Genomic DNA, 13807 nt, shown 5'->3' with positions numbered 1-13807 from the left:
ATGAATAAGAGAAAAGTGATTCCGAGCTTGCGTTCGCTGGCAGATCAAGAACGCGCGACAGCAAAGAAAGCCCGCGCTTCGTGGCAGATGTTCACGATTATGGCAGAGTTTATCGAGGCGACCGAGTACCTCTCGGAGATCCGCCCGGCCGTCAGCATCTATGGTTCAGCGCGTCTGAAAGCCGAGTCGCCGCACTATCAGTTGGCCGCGCAAATCGCGCGCAAGCTGTCGGACGCGGGCTTCGCCGTGATCTCCGGCGGCGGCCCCGGCATCATGGAAGCCGCCAACAAGGGCGCCCATGCGGGCAAGGCCCCGTCGGTCGGTCTGAACATCGAATTGCCGCACGAACAATCGGGCAACAACTACCAGGACATCTCGCTGCGCTTCCGCCATTTCTTCACGCGCAAGGTCACGTTCGTGAAGAACTCCGACGCGGTGGTGGTGATGCCGGGCGGCTTCGGCACGCTCGACGAACTGTCCGAAGTGCTCACGTTGATCCAGACCAAGAAATCGCGCCTCGTGCCGATCATCCTGGTCGGCAGCGAGTTCTGGCAGGGCCTGCTGCAATGGTTCCGCGACCAGTTGATCCCGATGGGCCTGATCAATCCGGACGACATGGATCTGATGCAGGTGATCGACGATCCCGACCAGGTGCTCGAAGCCGTGCTCGCGTTCTATGAAGATACCGGCGAGGAAGGCGAAGCGCAGGAAGCGCCGCAGCAGGAACGCGACGATCGCCGCGACGACGACCGCATGTTCTATCTGTAAGCCGTCGCGCCGCGCGGCGCGGCAATGCAAAACGGGCGACGCCGAAAGCGTCGCCCGTTTCGTTTGATGCGCAATGTTTCGCAGTGCTTGTGATGTGGCGAGTGGATTCCGCCCGCGCGTTCAGCTCGCGCGGCGCACCGCAGCGACATTACGCCGCGCGAGCGGGCCGTCGTCGCCCTGCAGGTCGCCGATCAGGCGTTGCAGCAGCGCGATCTGGCCGACCGCATCCATTTCGAGTTGCGCGAGCTTCTCGCGCGGCGGCAGCGGATGGCGCGCCGGCACGCGGCCGGTCGCCAGCATCACATCGATGTCGTCGCTGGCCGACTCCACCCACTCCACAAGATCCACTTCCATGCGCGGACCGTGCACGCTGAGCCGCAAATGCGCCGCCGTGCCGGCCATGCGGCGCAGCAGGCCGAGCACGGTCGAGGCGGCGGTATCGAAACGCGTGTCGTCGAGCCGTTCGAGGCGGATTCGGTTGAACGCTTCCTCCGCGTTGTTGCTGGCCAGCCCGGCCTCGCGGCGCAGCCGCTCCGCCTCGCGGTTCGTGCGCCCCGGCGCCTCGATCGCATCGACCAGATAGCGCAGGTTCGCCGAGATCGCCGACGCCAGTTGGCCGCGAATGTCGATCTGCTCGCGCGTCGGCCACAGCAGGAAGGTTGCGACCAGCGCGATCACGCAGCCGAGCACGTTGTTGCCGAGCCGCGTCAGCGCGTAGGTGAGTTCGCTCGCGGCCGGCGTGGCGAAGTCGGCCACCAGCACGAAGGTGGGCGTGAGGAACAGCACGAACAGGCTGTAGCTGACCGGGCGCAGCGCCATCGTCGCGCACACCAGCGGGAACACCGCGAGCGAAATGCCGATCGGCGAATGCACGGCCAACCCGATCGCGGCCGCCAGCAGGCCGCCGATGATGCTGCCCGCCGCGCGCTCCACGCTGCGCGGCCAACTGCCCGCGATCGACGGTTGCAGGATCAGCAGCGTCGCCATCGTCGTCCAATAGCCGAACGGCACGCCGAGCAGCCGCACCACCAGGAAGCCGAGCGTGGTGGCCACCGCGACGCGCGCCGCGTGGCGCAGCCCGATCGATTTCCACGACAGGTTCGCGCGCAACGTCACCCAGGCGCGCGCCAGCACCGTGCGCAGCGCGCGCGTCCAGCGCAATTGCTGGCGCGGCGCCTGCGTCACGTCGGCCGGATCGGGTTCGAGCTGCAGGGCCATCGTCATCGATTCGCCGAGCGCCGCATCGAGGCCCCGCGCGAAACGGCGCAGCCGGCGTTGCAGCACGTCGGGGCGCTCCCACGGCGCCGCATCGATCGCGTCGCCGACACGCCGCAACAACTCGGCAATGCCGGCCAGCACGCGCGCCGCCCGCGCCGGATCGCGCAAGGTCTGACGGCCGCGCTGGCAAACGCCCGCCACCGCGATCAGATGCGCGAACCAACGCTCGCCCTCGGCCACCGCGATCAGCAGGTTCGCATACGACTCGCGGCGGTCGGTCTTGGCCACCGGCATGCGCGCCAGCGTGCGGCGCGCGGCTTCGAGCGCGGCGCGCGCGTCGGAGCGGTATTTCGAGGCATGCATTTCCCAGGCACGCTGGGTCTGCGCCGGTTCCGACAGCAGCCGCGAGGCGTCGTGCGCGATATCGGCGAGCCGCACGTACACGCCGCGCACGGCCGCGCGCCCCTGCGCGAACGGATGGATACGCCACACGGTCAGGCTCAACACGATCGCGAACACGCAACCGCCGAAATACACGCCGAGGAACATCAGGCCCGCGCGCCAGTCGTGCATCGGGCGATCGGCCATCACCACGCAGGCGGTGGCCGCGAGGATCGTGACCTGCGCCGTGGCCGCCCCCCAGATGCGGCCGAGCGCGCCGAGCGAAGTGAACACCAGCACGGCGAGCAGCGCGATCAGCGTGCCGGAACCCGAGGCGAACGCGGTCGCCCCGCCGCACACGGCCGACAACACCGCGAAACTCGCCATCGATGCGAAACGCGTGCGGTTCGAGCCGGCCGCATCGGCCAGGCAGGTCCAGAACGCGCCGATTGCGGCCCAGGCGAACTCGGGTTCGTGCAGCAGGTTGCCGATCACCAGCATCGCCGTGGAGGCGCAGGCCGCGCGCAACCCTTCGGACAGGCTTGCGTCGTTGACCGCGAACGACACCATCCACAACGGCCGCCGGCGAGACCACGAGCCCGCGAGCACATTGAGATTGTTCAGGCGGGCCGCGACGACGTGCCTGAGGCGATGGTGAAGGTGGCGAAGCATTGCGAATTCGATGATGAGACGGGTGGAAACCAGGAAACAGCGGGGAGCCGCATGACTAAACAACGTCCGACCGGCCGAAACGATGATAAGGGAAAACCCTTGCTTTACATAAATAAGTGTCGGATTGAAGGCGAAATGTCGGGAAAAACCGGTGCCGAGCGCCGACATCGACGCGCCAGCAGCGCGTTCAACGCCGTTCGCCCCCCGAAGGCTGCCCATCGTAGCGGAGGTCCAAGGCGTTTTCATGAGCCGGCCGCTGCAACACTTGCCGCGATTCGTAACGATCGGTATCAGCGCCGGCCGACGCCAGACCAACGTTTCCGCCATCGAAACGGCCCGAATCGCGCCATCAAAAAGGAGATTCGGGCCAGATCACGGTGCCCTGCCCGGCGGCCCGGCGCCCGCACCGCTGCCGAATCTAAGGTTACAAATCCATACGCCAATTAATCTTCCCGATCGCCAGACTGCAGTCATGCCGTGACCGACGCGGCACCGCACGGCCGGTTCGCCGACGTCGATGCGAAACGTGACGGACACCCTGATTCACCCTTTCGAGGAGAAGACCACATGAAACGCCTTCTGATCGCTACGCTGCTCGCCGGTTTTGGTGTTGCCCTGTCGGGCGCCGCAAACGCCCAGGTTATCGTCGCCGGCGGCGGCGGCCCGGCCATCGTCATCGGCTGGCACGGCGACCGCTATTACGACGGCCACCGTTACTGGCAGCGCGACGAGTGGATGCAACATCACCGCCACGACCGCCCGCACTGCCCGCCGGGGCATTGGGGCCACAATGAGTGCCGTTAAGGCATGACGGCCGGCCCGCGAGTCGGGCCGGCGCCGTCAAGCAGAAAGGGCCGCCTGGTTCACGGGCGGCCCTTTCTTGCGTTGGCGTCGATGCGCGGCGCGTTCTTACTGGAACGCCACCTCCGCAAACCCCCGCAGCTTCCGGCTGTGCAGCTTCGCCAGCCCGTTGGTGCGCAGGATCTCCATCGCCAGCACGCCGATCTGCAGATGCTGATCGACCTGCGCGCGGTAGAACTGATCGGCCATGCCCGGCAGCTTCAATTCGCCGTGCAGCGGCTTGTCCGACACGCACAGCAGCGTGCCGTACGGCACCCGGAACCGGAAGCCGTTCGCGGCGATCGTCGCGCTTTCCATGTCGAGCGCCACCGCGCGGCTCTGCGACAGGCGCTTGACCGGCTCGCGGTGATCGAGCAATTCCCAGTTGCGGTTGTCCACGCTGGCCACCGTGCCGGTGCGCATCACGCGCTTCAGGTCCGTGCCGTCGAGCTCCGTGACCTGCGCCACGGCGCGTTCCAGCGCCACCTGCACCTCGGCCAGCGCCGGGATCGGCACCCACAGCGGCAAGTCGTCGTCGAGCACGTGATCCTCGCGCACATAGCCGTGCGCCAGCACGTAGTCGCCCAGGCGCTGCGTGTTGCGCAGCCCCGCGCAGTGGCCAAGCATGACCCACGCGTGCGGGCGCAGCACGGCGATGTGATCGGTGATGGTTTTCGCGTTCGACGGGCCGACGCCGATGTTGACCATCGAGATGCCGCTGCCGTCGGCGCGCTTCAGGTGGTACGCCGGCATCTGCGGCAGGCGCGGCGACGGCGCGCCTTCGACGGGCTCGTTACCGAGGTTGGCGTTGTAGGTGACCATGTCGCCCGGCTCGACGAACGCGATGTACTGGCTGCGATATTCGCGCACGGCCGGATCGTCGCTGGCCGACATCAGCGTGCGGCCGAGTTTCACGAATTCGTCGATATAGAACTGGTAGTTCGTGTACAGCACGTAGTTCTGGAAGTGCGCCGGCAGCGTGGCCGTGTAGTGGCGCAGCCGGTGCAGCGAGAAATCGACGCGCGCGCCGGTAAACAACGCCAGCGGCTGCGGCGCGTCGGGCGGTACCTCGTGGGTGCCGTTGGCGATCCGGTCGTCGAGATTTGCCAGGTTCGGCACGTCGAACACGTCGCGCATCGCGAGCAGCCGGTCGCGATCGAGATCGCCCTCCAGGTGGATGCCCTCCGAGAACGCGAAATGAATCGGAATCGGCTGGTCCGACACCCCCACCTCGATCGCCACGCTGTGATTCTTCGACAGCAGGCGCAATTGCTCGCGGTAATAGCTCGCGAACAGGTCCGGCCGCGTCACGCTGGTTTCGAACACGCCGGGGCCGGCCACGAAGCCGTACGAGCGGCGCGAATCGATGTTGGTATTGACGTCGGTGCTGACCCGCACGAACGGGTAGAACGCACGCACGCGGCCGCCGATCGGCTCGTTGCGGCGATAGCGTGCAAACGCATCGCGCAGGAACGCGGTGTGGGTTTCGTAGATCGAGGACAGGCGCGCGACCGCCGCGACGGGGTCGTCGAAGGATTCGACGGGCGGGCACTCGGGCGTGAGCGGACGATGCTGGCGATGGATGTCGTTGTTCATTGTCGGTTGCCTCCAGAATTGCGTCCGACATTATCACGGGCGCACCACCGTGGCGCGTCGGCCACGCCGCCCCGCCGACGCTGCGCCGCCACAGCGCAGAGAACGCCGTATCGGCCGGCCCCGGTTTTGCTAGAATCGTGCGGTTAATTCGGAGAAACCCATGAAGCCGCTCTTTTTCGCCGCCGCGCTTGCGACGGTCGTCCTCGCCGGACCTGTGTTCGCCGAGGGCTCGCCGCCGAGCGACGACGCACGAGCGCGCGCCGCGCAGGACGAAGCCGCAGGTCTGCCCGACCTCACCAAGATCAACCGCCCCGGTGCGGAAGTCAGCTCGAAGGTCGAGTTCGACGACATCACGCGCACCCCGAGCTTCCACAACAAAAGCGTCAGCGGCACCGAAGTGACCGAATACCGCGATCGCGGCAAGCCCGTCGAGATCGACGTGCGCTCGAACTTCGGCACCCGCTACCAGATGAGCTCGACCCCCGATATCTCGCCGCGCCCGCATCAAGGCAACGTGCCCGTCACGCGCGTGCCGTCGATCAACCTGCATTATTGATCCATCCCCCTCGGCGGGGCGGCCCCGCCGCCCTCCCGCAGCAAGCCGCCGGTCCCGCCCGGCCCGCCCACCCCGTTCGACGCTTTCCCGCATGGCCGTTTTCACCGCAATCTCCGATTCCGATCTCGCGCAATGGATGCGCTACTACGATCTTGGCGAAGTCGTCGCGTTTCGCGGCATTCCGTCCGGCATCGAGAACAGCAATTTCTTCCTGACGACGACCCACGGCGAATACGTCCTGACGATCTTCGAAAAGCTGACGGCCGAGCAGTTGCCGTTCTACCTCGAACTGATGCGCCACCTGGCGCATCACGGCGTGCCGGTGCCCGACCCGGTGGTACGCGCCGACGGCACGCTGTTCGGGGAGCTGCACGGCAAGCCGGCCTCGATCGTCACCAAGCTCGACGGTTCGGCCGAACTCGCGCCGGGCGTCGAGCATTGCGTGGAAGTGGGCCAGATGCTCGCGCGCATGCACCTCGCGGGCCGCGATTACGCGAATCACCAGCCGAACCTGCGCAGCCTGCCGTGGTGGCAGGAGAACGTGCCGGCCATCGTGCCCTTCATCGACGGCGAGCAGCGCGCGCTGCTGGAAAACGAGCTGGCGCATCAGGCCGCGTTCTTCGGCTCGGCCGAGTACGCCGCCATGCCGGAAGGCCCGTGCCACTGCGACCTGTTCCGCGACAACGTGCTGTTCGCGCACGCGTCGCCCGACACCGGCCACACGGTGCGCCTCGGCGGTTTCTTCGATTTCTACTTCGCCGGCTGCGACAAATGGCTGTTCGACGTGGCCGTCACCGTCAACGATTGGTGCTCGGACCTCGCCACCGGTGCGCTCGACGCCGAACGCGCCGATTCACTGCTGCGCGCCTATCAAACGGTGCGCCCGTTCAGCGACGCCGAACGCCGCCACTGGCCCGACATGCTGCGCGCCGGCGCGTACCGGTTCTGGGTGTCGCGCCTGTATGATTTCCACCTGCCCCGCGCCGCGGAGATGTTGAAGCCGCACGACCCGGGCCATTTCGAGCGCATCCTGCGCGAGCGCATCGCACACGCGCTGCCGCTCTCCGAACGACACGAACCATGCAACTGATCGAAGTCCCCGCCAAGACCGGCTACGTCTGGTTTCGCCAGGGCGTCTGGCTGTTCCGGCGCAATCCGCTGGCTTTCATCACGCTGTTCTTCACGTACCTGCTGGCGATGATGATCGTCTCGCTGGTGCCCGTGATCGGCGCGGCCCTGCCGCTGCTGTTCATCCCGGGCATCTCGGTCGGCTTCATGGCCGCCTGCCGCGACGCCGTGGCAGGCAAGCCCGTCATGCCGACCATCCTGCTCGACGGCTTTCGCAGCTACGGCAACGTCACGACGCAGCGGCTGTTTACGCTCGGCGGCATCTACATCGTGTCGATCGCGGTGGTGTTCGCCTGCTCCGCCTTCGGCGACGGCGGCACGCTGCTGCGGATCATGTTCGGCCTGAGCCCCGAATCCATCGACCCGAACGTGATCATCTCGACCGACACGCTGGTCGCGCTGCTGATCTCGGCCGTGCTCTACGTGCCGGTCTCGATGATGTTCTGGTTCGCGCCCGTGCTGACGGCCTGGCACGACATCCCGCCCGTCAAGGCGCTGTTCTTCAGCATCGTGAGCTGCTGGCGCAACCGCTGGGCCTTCACGCTGTACGGGCTGCTGTGGATCACGGTCGTGATGGGCATTACGTTCGGGCTGGCCGCGCTGCTGCACGCGATCGGCGTCGGGGCCTATGCGATGACGCTGATGATGCCGGTGTCGGTGGTGATCACCGCCGCGCTGTACTGCTCGTTCTACGCGACGTATCGCGGCTGTTTCGGCATTCAGGAGCCGGGCAGCACGCCCGCGCCGCCCGCGCGCTGATACCCGGCGAGCGGTGGCCGCCAAGCGCCGCCGCTCGCCAGCCCGGCCAGATCGGCGCACAATCGTTCACGTACGAATTTTTTGTGCCCGACAGACAGGCCGACGATCATGTCCGATCTCCCCCCCTTCCCCGCCACACTCGACGAACAGCTCTGCTTCGCGCTGTATTCCACCTCGCTGGCAATGACCAAGGCGTACAAGCCGCTGCTCGAACGGCTGTCGCTGACCTATCCGCAATACCTGACGATGCTGGTGCTGTGGGAAACCGACGGTATCGCCGTCAAGGACATCGCCGCGCGGCTGCATCTCGATTCGGCCACCGTCACGCCGCTGCTGAAACGGCTCGAGGCGCTCGGCTACCTCGAACGCACGCGCAGCACCACCGACGAGCGTGTGGTCTACATCAAGCTGACCGACACCGGACGCGCGCTGCGCGAGCAGGCGCGCTCGGTGCCGGCCGATCTTTTTTGCGCAATGCAGCAAACGCCGGACTTTCTCGTGCAACTCCGCGAAGAACTTCGGCAACTTCGCGACGCCCTCGCCGATCACAACGACGATTGACCACGCCGATGGCCCCGGCTTCCGCTTCGTACAAAATATAATTTGCACACTAATCATTAGTTCGATATATTTAACCCAGCTTCTCCTTCCCCCTCACCGACACGAACAGGAGTCATCATGAACATTCTCTACAAGACGAGCGCGACCAGCACCGGCGGCCGCGACGGCCGGGCGGTTTCGGAAGACAACAAGCTGGACGTGAAGCTGGCGGCGCCGCGCGAACTCGGCGGCACGGGCGCGGAAGGCACGAACCCGGAACAATTGTTCGCGGCCGGCTATTCGGCGTGTTTCCTGAGCGCGATGAAATTCGTCGCGGGCCAGGCCAAGCAGGCGCTGCCGGCGGACACGACGGTGACGGGGCAAGTGGGCATCGGCCCGAACGACAAGGGCGGCTTCGCGCTCGACGTGGAACTGCGCGTGTCCTTGCCCGGCCTGGAACCGGAAGCGGCGAAGGCGCTGGTGGACAAGGCGCATGAAGTCTGCCCGTATTCGAACGCAACCCGCAACAACGTGCCGGTGCGTATCGTCATCGCCTGATGGCCAGGCGATCGGGCCGTTGACCGAGTCATGGGCCGCGCGCCCGGCAATCCGGGCGCGGGAAATGAAATGATGCAAGACAGCAGGAAGCAGAGACAGCAAGGCGTGGCGACCGAGAGGCCGTCACGCCTTTGTCGTTGCGCGCGAACGATGCGGCAACGATGAACGACTCAGGCAGCGTTTAGCGTGCGGCCATCCAGGCCGGCGTACGCTGCACGGCGTCGTGGTCGAGCTTGCGGATGCGGAATTCGAGGTCGTACAGATCGGTTGCGTCGGCAAGATACGCATCGGAGCGTTCTTTCGAGATCTGTTCGGAGGATTTCGTCAGGAACAGGAACAGGCGGCTCAACAGGTACATGGTCGTATTCTCCAAATCCAAGGGTTATCGCTTAAGTGTTAACCCGAATTATAGGGAAAACCCTAGCACCCGCCAAGCGTTTCAAAAATACTGATTCACCTTGTCGCACCCTGCCGACACTGCTCGGCAAAAAAGCCCCAGATCATCGCGCTGGCGTCGGGGCCGGTGGCCGCGTGGTACGGCACGGTATCGTCGCCGCCGGCCCAGGCGTGGCCGAGCTGCGCGACGTGGCAGACGCGCACCACCGGCTCGCCGCCGCGCCGATACTCGATCAACCGCGCATCGCCGATATCGGTCTCGCTGTGTTCGACGCCTTCCGGCACGCCCGCCGCGTCGGCCAGGCCGTTGAGCCGCAGGAACTCCACCGCCAGTTGGTCCGCATTGGCCGACGCCACCACCGGGTCGTCGTCGCCGTGCACGATCAGCACCGGCATGCCCGGATAGCTGCCGGGCGCCGCGTAGCTGTCGGCGATCTCGGCCGGATTGCGGTGCACGCCGCGCCGCATCACGTCCATCGCGGTGATGCCCGAATGCGCGTCGCCGAACGCCGGCCCCGAATGCAGCGCGATCGCCGCGAAGCGTTCCGGGAAGTGCAGCGCCAGCAACGTCGCCAAGCCCGCCCCGGCCGACAGACCGGCAGCATAGACGCGCGACGCATCGAAACGACGCGCCTCGACGAGCGTATCCACCAGGTCGACGACGGCCTGCGCCTCGCCGCGCCCGCCGCGCTCGGTATCGTCATACCAATGCCAGCAACCGTGCGAATGCGCCTGCGTCGACTGCTCCGGATACAGCACCGCGAAACCGTGGCGATCGGCCAGCAGGTTCATGCGGGTGCCCTGCGCGAATTGATCGGCGTCCTGCTGGCAGCCGTGCAGCATCACCACCAGCGGCGCGCCGTCCGGCAGGCCGTTCGGCACGTAGAGCGCGTAGCCGAGATGGCTGACGAAACGCCCGATCACGAGCGGCAGCGGATGATCGCCGCGAGTCCATTCGCCACCGGCCCAGGCCGCCGCGCGCGGCCGCACGCGCGATTCGCGCGGCGTGGCGGCGGGCATGGCTTCCGGCGCTTCGGCAACCGGCGCAGGGAAGGCGGGCAGCGGCGTGCTCACCACGCCGTGCGGCAACGACGTGCCCATCATCTTCTTCATACCGCCCAGCCAAAGCTTCGTCAGACTTTTGGTCATCGATCAGGCTCGCAGTGGAAATCGGGCACCTGAATAGGTGCCACGAGGTTAATTTGTGCATTGCACAATAGCATTGTTTCCACGGTTTGACCGGGGGCCGGATCGTGCCGAGGTCATGCCGAGGCGCGAATTGCCCCGTTATACTGCTGAACGATCGCCGTCCGTCGCGCGGCGTCGCCCACCCCGGGCGTCGCGCGGCCGGATCTGTCTCCCCGCCTCACTCAGCCGCCGTTTCGATGTACGACCTGCCTCTTCAACTCTGGAACTGGATCACCTACTTCGGCAGCGCGGGCATCACGCTGCCGCTGGCGGCGACGCTCGCGATCTGGCTCGCGCTCGGTTATTCGCCGCGCCTCGCGATCGCTTGGCTCGCCGTGCTCGGCGTGGGCATTGCCGCCGTCGCGTTGACCAAGGTGGCGTTCCTCGGCTGGGGCATCGGCATCCGGGCCTGGGATTTCACCGGCTTCAGCGGCCATTCGATGCTGTCCACCTCGGTCTACCCGGTCGTGATGATGATCGCGATGACGCGCGCGCACCCGGCGCTGCGCATGGCCGGCGTGGCGTTCGGCATCGCGCTCGGCGTGGCGGTGTCGCTGTCGCGCGTGGTGCTGTCCGCGCACTCGCCGTCCGAGGCGATCACCGGCTGCGTGGTCGGCGCGCTCACCGCGCTGTCGTTCGTGGCGATCGCCTGGCGCGCGCAGCCGCACCGGTGGTCGGTGCCGGCCGTGGTCGCAAGCCTGGCGGTGGTGACCGTGGCGCTGCATGGCGTGCCGGTGCCGTCGCAGCGCTGGGTGACCGAAGTCGCGCTGAAGATGTCGGGCCACCAGCACCCCTACGTGCGGGCGCGCTGGAAGGCCAATCCGAACTATCGGCCGGCCTCGCGGCCGGCGGCGGCCGTGTTCCAGCCCGCCGAGATGCGCCGCATCTGAACGCCGCCAGCGCACCTTCGCGGCGGCAGAACGCCGCCCCTCAACCTCGAATTCTAGGACGCCGCAGCTTGCGCAGCTCCGCTTCGGCCGCCACCGCCGCATAGCGCTGCGCGGCGGCTCCATAGCCGCGCGCGAACCCGAGCTGCTCGGGCGGCGCCGACAGGCGTTCGAGATGGCGCAAGCCCACCTCGGCATCGTTCGCGTCGCCCAGCGTGCCCTGCACGCGCGACAGCGTCTTGACCAGCTTGCCGCGCGTGCTGCGCGCCGCGATCGACGTGAAGAACTCGAGCGCGTAGCGCAGCCGTTTCGCGTCGATGCGTACGCGATGGCGCCTGTCGGGATCGAGCGTGGTCAGCTTCGGCACCGTGTAGAGCCGCGCGAACAGCTTGTCGACGCGCTTCACGACATGCCGCTTCAGCGAGCGCCGCTGGCGACGCGATTCGCCCTCGCCGCCGCGCAGCGACAGCAGGCACAGCCACTCGATCCAGCCCAGCACCAGCCGCGCATAACGCGCCGACGCCACCGCCTGCCGCAGATCGCCGCGCGCGATGTCGCGCTGACCGGCGGCGGCGTCAAGCGTCGCGGCCCAACCCGGTTCGCCGGCCGGGTCGGGATCGGCGTCGCGCAAGCCCGGCAGCGTTTCGCTGACGCACACATCCCAGTCGCGCACCACGCCGAGCTGCGCGCCGAACCAGGACAGGTCGGCGGCGAATGCATCGCGATAGGCGTCGTCGGCGAAATCGTGGAACAGACGCATCAGCGTGCGCAGCCGGCGCAGCGCCACGCGCATCTGATGGACGAATTCGGGGTCGTTGCTGTCGCGCACGCCGGCATCGTTGCCGAGCCATTGTGCTGCCACGTTCGCGCCAAGCACGAACAAGGCCTCGCGCTGCGAACGAATGCCATGCAGTTCGGACAGCTCGGCGCGCGCCGGGCCGGTGGCCGCATCGGGCAGCAGGCCGGCGCAGGCCTGATCGACCAGCGAGGCCGGCTTCAGGAACGCGGGCCACGCGCCGCTCAGTTCGCGCGCGGCGTCGAACAGCGCACGGAGCGCCAGCGCCCGGCCCTCGGCGTCACCCGGATCGGCCACGGCGAGGCGCAGCTCGCAGGTGCGGCCGGTGCCGGTCGAGGTGGTCCAGCTCAGATCGTCGAGCGTCAGGTCGACGGGCACGCCGTCGTCGCGCTGCCAACGGCCCCGACGGCGCTCGCAATCGAAGCCGAACGGCAAGGCTGCACGCGTCGCGTCGACGGACGGCTCGCCCGCTTCGGGCAGCGCCGCTTCGAGCACGGGCGTGGCCGCGGCGTGCCCGGCTTCGATCTCGAACAGCGGCACCGCGTCCGTATCGAGCGCGCGGCGCACGGCGGCAGTCAATGCATCGTCACCATCGGCCGCCGCGCTCTCGGCGTCGGCAACCGTGGCCGGCGCATCGAGCCACTCGCGGATCGCCACGCCCGGCGCGAACGCCTGCACCCGCGCCGCCGCCACGCGGCCGCCCGACGGCCCCGCCTCGCGCCACGCGCACCAGCCGGCCGCCTTCGGCACCGCCTCGGCCAGCGCGAGCGGCCGGATCGCGAGCCGCTCGTGACCGCGCTTCATGCGCACCGGCGGGCAGATCCGCCACGCGCGCACCAGCTCCATGCCGAAGTCGCGCACGGCCCGTGCGGTGCCGCGCCTTCGCGGGGCAGTCGCGTCGCCCGAGGGCAACGGCAGGGCAAGCACGATTTCGAGGACACGCGTCATGACACCTCCGCTCCAGCCTGTCCGCCGCGCCGCTGCGGCCGTCGACGGCTGTCGATGCCGAACATGGTACATGGCGCGGCACACGGCGAGCAGGGGCGGCGCACGGCCGGTTCGGCCGCGCGGGGCTCAGGTCGCGTACTGCGCAATACCCATGCCGAACGACCAGTTGTCGACCGACACTTCGACCAGATTGACGAGCACGTCTTCGGGCCGCACGCCCGGCGACGCGCCCAGCTCCTCGACGATCAGCCGGTACAGCTCGCGCTTCTGTTCGAGCGTGCGCGTGTTGTTCGCGGTGATCTGGATCATCACCAGATCGTCGCTGCGCTCGATGCCGAGGTAGTGGCGGCCGTAGACGAAATCGTCGGCGCCGTGCTGCGTGAGGGTCATGAAGATGTCGTCCTCGGGCACGTTGAACGCGCGCTGCAAGGCACGGTGGATGCCGGTGAACAAGGCGCGGCGATCTTCGGCGGAACGACCTTCGCGGATGGCGATGCGGGTGATGGGCATGACAGGCTCCTGAGGGGTGGATACGCGGTTGAAAACACCGACACCCCCAGCGTAGGGCGGCTCATC

At 67.5% G+C, this 13807-nt stretch carries 15 protein-coding genes; 8 read left to right on the top strand and 7 right to left on the bottom strand.

Translation table 11 applies throughout. The annotated features are described in order from the left end of the window. Positions 1-768 (top strand): TIGR00730 family Rossman fold protein, encoded by a 768-nt coding sequence (locus AB4851_RS09485; protein WP_414439842.1) that lies wholly within the window; start codon positions 1-3, stop codon positions 766-768. 120 nt (positions 769-888) lie between these two features. Here AB4851_RS09485 and AB4851_RS09480 read toward each other — a convergent pair whose 3' ends face one another. Continuing rightward, positions 889-3039 (bottom strand): FUSC family protein, encoded by a 2151-nt coding sequence (locus AB4851_RS09480; protein ID WP_414446970.1) that lies wholly within the window; start codon positions 3037-3039, stop codon positions 889-891. A gap of 567 nt (positions 3040-3606) precedes the next feature. Here AB4851_RS09480 and AB4851_RS09475 point away from each other — a divergent pair. Further along, a complete protein-coding gene (locus AB4851_RS09475; RefSeq protein WP_414446969.1) occupies positions 3607-3843 on the top strand; it encodes a hypothetical protein in 237 nt (78 codons plus the stop codon). Between the two features lie 105 nt (positions 3844-3948). Here AB4851_RS09475 and AB4851_RS09470 read toward each other — a convergent pair whose 3' ends face one another. Then, on the bottom strand, positions 3949-5475 hold the full coding sequence (locus AB4851_RS09470; RefSeq protein ID WP_414446968.1) for an AMP nucleosidase: 1527 nt from the start codon (positions 5473-5475) through the stop codon (positions 3949-3951). A gap of 160 nt (positions 5476-5635) precedes the next feature. Here AB4851_RS09470 and AB4851_RS09465 point away from each other — a divergent pair, with 160 nt between their 5' ends. The 3 genes from AB4851_RS09465 (at position 5636) to AB4851_RS09455 (ending at position 7918) form a co-directional block, all read left to right on the top strand. Further along, positions 5636-6031, top strand: a complete 396-nt coding sequence (locus AB4851_RS09465) for a hypothetical protein (RefSeq protein ID WP_414446967.1) — start codon at positions 5636-5638, stop codon at positions 6029-6031. A 91-nt stretch (positions 6032-6122) separates the two neighbouring features. Then, complete coding sequence (locus AB4851_RS09460) at positions 6123-7121, top strand: homoserine kinase (RefSeq protein ID WP_414446966.1); 999 nt, start codon at positions 6123-6125, stop codon at positions 7119-7121. Beyond that, complete coding sequence (locus AB4851_RS09455) at positions 7112-7918, top strand: BPSS1780 family membrane protein (protein WP_414446965.1); 807 nt, start codon at positions 7112-7114, stop codon at positions 7916-7918. Before AB4851_RS09460 ends, AB4851_RS09455 begins: the two co-directional genes overlap by 10 nt. Here the strand turns inward: AB4851_RS09455 and AB4851_RS09450 are convergent. Next, positions 7879-8028: a hypothetical protein gene (locus tag AB4851_RS09450; RefSeq protein ID WP_414446964.1), complete on the bottom strand. Its 150-nt coding sequence runs from the start codon at positions 8026-8028 to the stop codon at positions 7879-7881. The genes AB4851_RS09455 and AB4851_RS09450 overlap by 40 nt on opposite strands. Here AB4851_RS09450 and AB4851_RS09445 point away from each other — a divergent pair. Both AB4851_RS09445 and AB4851_RS09440 read left to right on the top strand, forming a co-directional pair. Beyond that, the gene (locus AB4851_RS09445) at positions 8027-8479 is read left to right on the top strand and encodes a MarR family winged helix-turn-helix transcriptional regulator (RefSeq protein WP_414446963.1); all 453 of its coding nucleotides are present in this window, start codon (positions 8027-8029) and stop codon (positions 8477-8479) included. The genes AB4851_RS09450 and AB4851_RS09445 overlap by 2 nt on opposite strands. 117 nt (positions 8480-8596) lie before the next feature. Beyond that, positions 8597-9016 (top strand): organic hydroperoxide resistance protein, encoded by a 420-nt coding sequence (locus tag AB4851_RS09440; RefSeq protein WP_206125439.1) that lies wholly within the window; start codon positions 8597-8599, stop codon positions 9014-9016. A gap of 181 nt (positions 9017-9197) precedes the next feature. On the opposite strand, the gene AB4851_RS09435 is transcribed toward AB4851_RS09440, so the two are convergent. Together AB4851_RS09435 and AB4851_RS09430 are read right to left on the bottom strand one after the other, a co-directional pair. Next, on the bottom strand, positions 9198-9374 hold the full coding sequence (locus tag AB4851_RS09435; RefSeq protein ID WP_414439850.1) for a DUF3563 family protein: 177 nt from the start codon (positions 9372-9374) through the stop codon (positions 9198-9200). Positions 9375-9469: 95 nt separating this feature from the next. Beyond that, the gene (locus AB4851_RS09430) at positions 9470-10561 is read right to left on the bottom strand and encodes a PHB depolymerase family esterase (RefSeq protein ID WP_414446962.1); all 1092 of its coding nucleotides are present in this window, start codon (positions 10559-10561) and stop codon (positions 9470-9472) included. A 236-nt stretch (positions 10562-10797) separates the two neighbouring features. On the opposite strand from AB4851_RS09430, the gene AB4851_RS09425 reads away from it, so the two are divergent. Next, positions 10798-11490 (top strand): phosphatase PAP2 family protein, encoded by a 693-nt coding sequence (locus AB4851_RS09425; protein ID WP_414439852.1) that lies wholly within the window; start codon positions 10798-10800, stop codon positions 11488-11490. A 40-nt stretch (positions 11491-11530) separates the two neighbouring features. Here AB4851_RS09425 and AB4851_RS09420 read toward each other — a convergent pair whose 3' ends face one another. Together AB4851_RS09420 and AB4851_RS09415 are read right to left on the bottom strand one after the other, a co-directional pair. Further along, the gene (locus AB4851_RS09420) at positions 11531-13231 is read right to left on the bottom strand and encodes a CHAD domain-containing protein (protein ID WP_414446961.1); all 1701 of its coding nucleotides are present in this window, start codon (positions 13229-13231) and stop codon (positions 11531-11533) included. Positions 13232-13357: 126 nt separating this feature from the next. Further along, positions 13358-13741 carry a tautomerase family protein gene (locus AB4851_RS09415; protein ID WP_414439854.1) on the bottom strand — a complete coding sequence of 128 codons (384 nt, stop codon included), beginning with the start codon at positions 13739-13741 and terminating at the stop codon, positions 13358-13360. Between the last annotated feature and the right edge of the window lie 66 nt (positions 13742-13807).

Source organism: Burkholderia sp. 22PA0099, assembly GCF_047497165.1.
GTDB lineage: Bacteria > Pseudomonadota > Gammaproteobacteria > Burkholderiales > Burkholderiaceae > Burkholderia.
Note: the sequence above shows the minus strand (reverse complement) of the source record. Positions and strands in the feature narration are given on the sequence as shown.

Coding starts and splice junctions, on each gene's coding strand:
- AB4851_RS09485 (WP_414439842.1), top strand. CDS start 1: ATGAATAAGAGAAAAGTGATTCCGAGCTTGCGTTCGCTGGCAGATCAA.
- AB4851_RS09480 (WP_414446970.1), bottom strand. CDS start 3,039: ATGCTTCGCCACCTTCACCATCGCCTCAGGCACGTCGTCGCGGCCCGC.
- AB4851_RS09475 (WP_414446969.1), top strand. CDS start 3,607: ATGAAACGCCTTCTGATCGCTACGCTGCTCGCCGGTTTTGGTGTTGCC.
- AB4851_RS09470 (WP_414446968.1), bottom strand. CDS start 5,475: ATGAACAACGACATCCATCGCCAGCATCGTCCGCTCACGCCCGAGTGC.
- AB4851_RS09465 (WP_414446967.1), top strand. CDS start 5,636: ATGAAGCCGCTCTTTTTCGCCGCCGCGCTTGCGACGGTCGTCCTCGCC.
- AB4851_RS09460 (WP_414446966.1), top strand. CDS start 6,123: ATGGCCGTTTTCACCGCAATCTCCGATTCCGATCTCGCGCAATGGATG.
- AB4851_RS09455 (WP_414446965.1), top strand. CDS start 7,112: ATGCAACTGATCGAAGTCCCCGCCAAGACCGGCTACGTCTGGTTTCGC.
- AB4851_RS09445 (WP_414446963.1), top strand. CDS start 8,027: ATGTCCGATCTCCCCCCCTTCCCCGCCACACTCGACGAACAGCTCTGC.
- AB4851_RS09450 (WP_414446964.1), bottom strand. CDS start 8,028: ATGATCGTCGGCCTGTCTGTCGGGCACAAAAAATTCGTACGTGAACGA.
- AB4851_RS09440 (WP_206125439.1), top strand. CDS start 8,597: ATGAACATTCTCTACAAGACGAGCGCGACCAGCACCGGCGGCCGCGAC.
- AB4851_RS09435 (WP_414439850.1), bottom strand. CDS start 9,374: ATGTACCTGTTGAGCCGCCTGTTCCTGTTCCTGACGAAATCCTCCGAA.
- AB4851_RS09430 (WP_414446962.1), bottom strand. CDS start 10,561: ATGACCAAAAGTCTGACGAAGCTTTGGCTGGGCGGTATGAAGAAGATG.
- AB4851_RS09425 (WP_414439852.1), top strand. CDS start 10,798: ATGTACGACCTGCCTCTTCAACTCTGGAACTGGATCACCTACTTCGGC.
- AB4851_RS09420 (WP_414446961.1), bottom strand. CDS start 13,231: ATGACGCGTGTCCTCGAAATCGTGCTTGCCCTGCCGTTGCCCTCGGGC.
- AB4851_RS09415 (WP_414439854.1), bottom strand. CDS start 13,741: ATGCCCATCACCCGCATCGCCATCCGCGAAGGTCGTTCCGCCGAAGAT.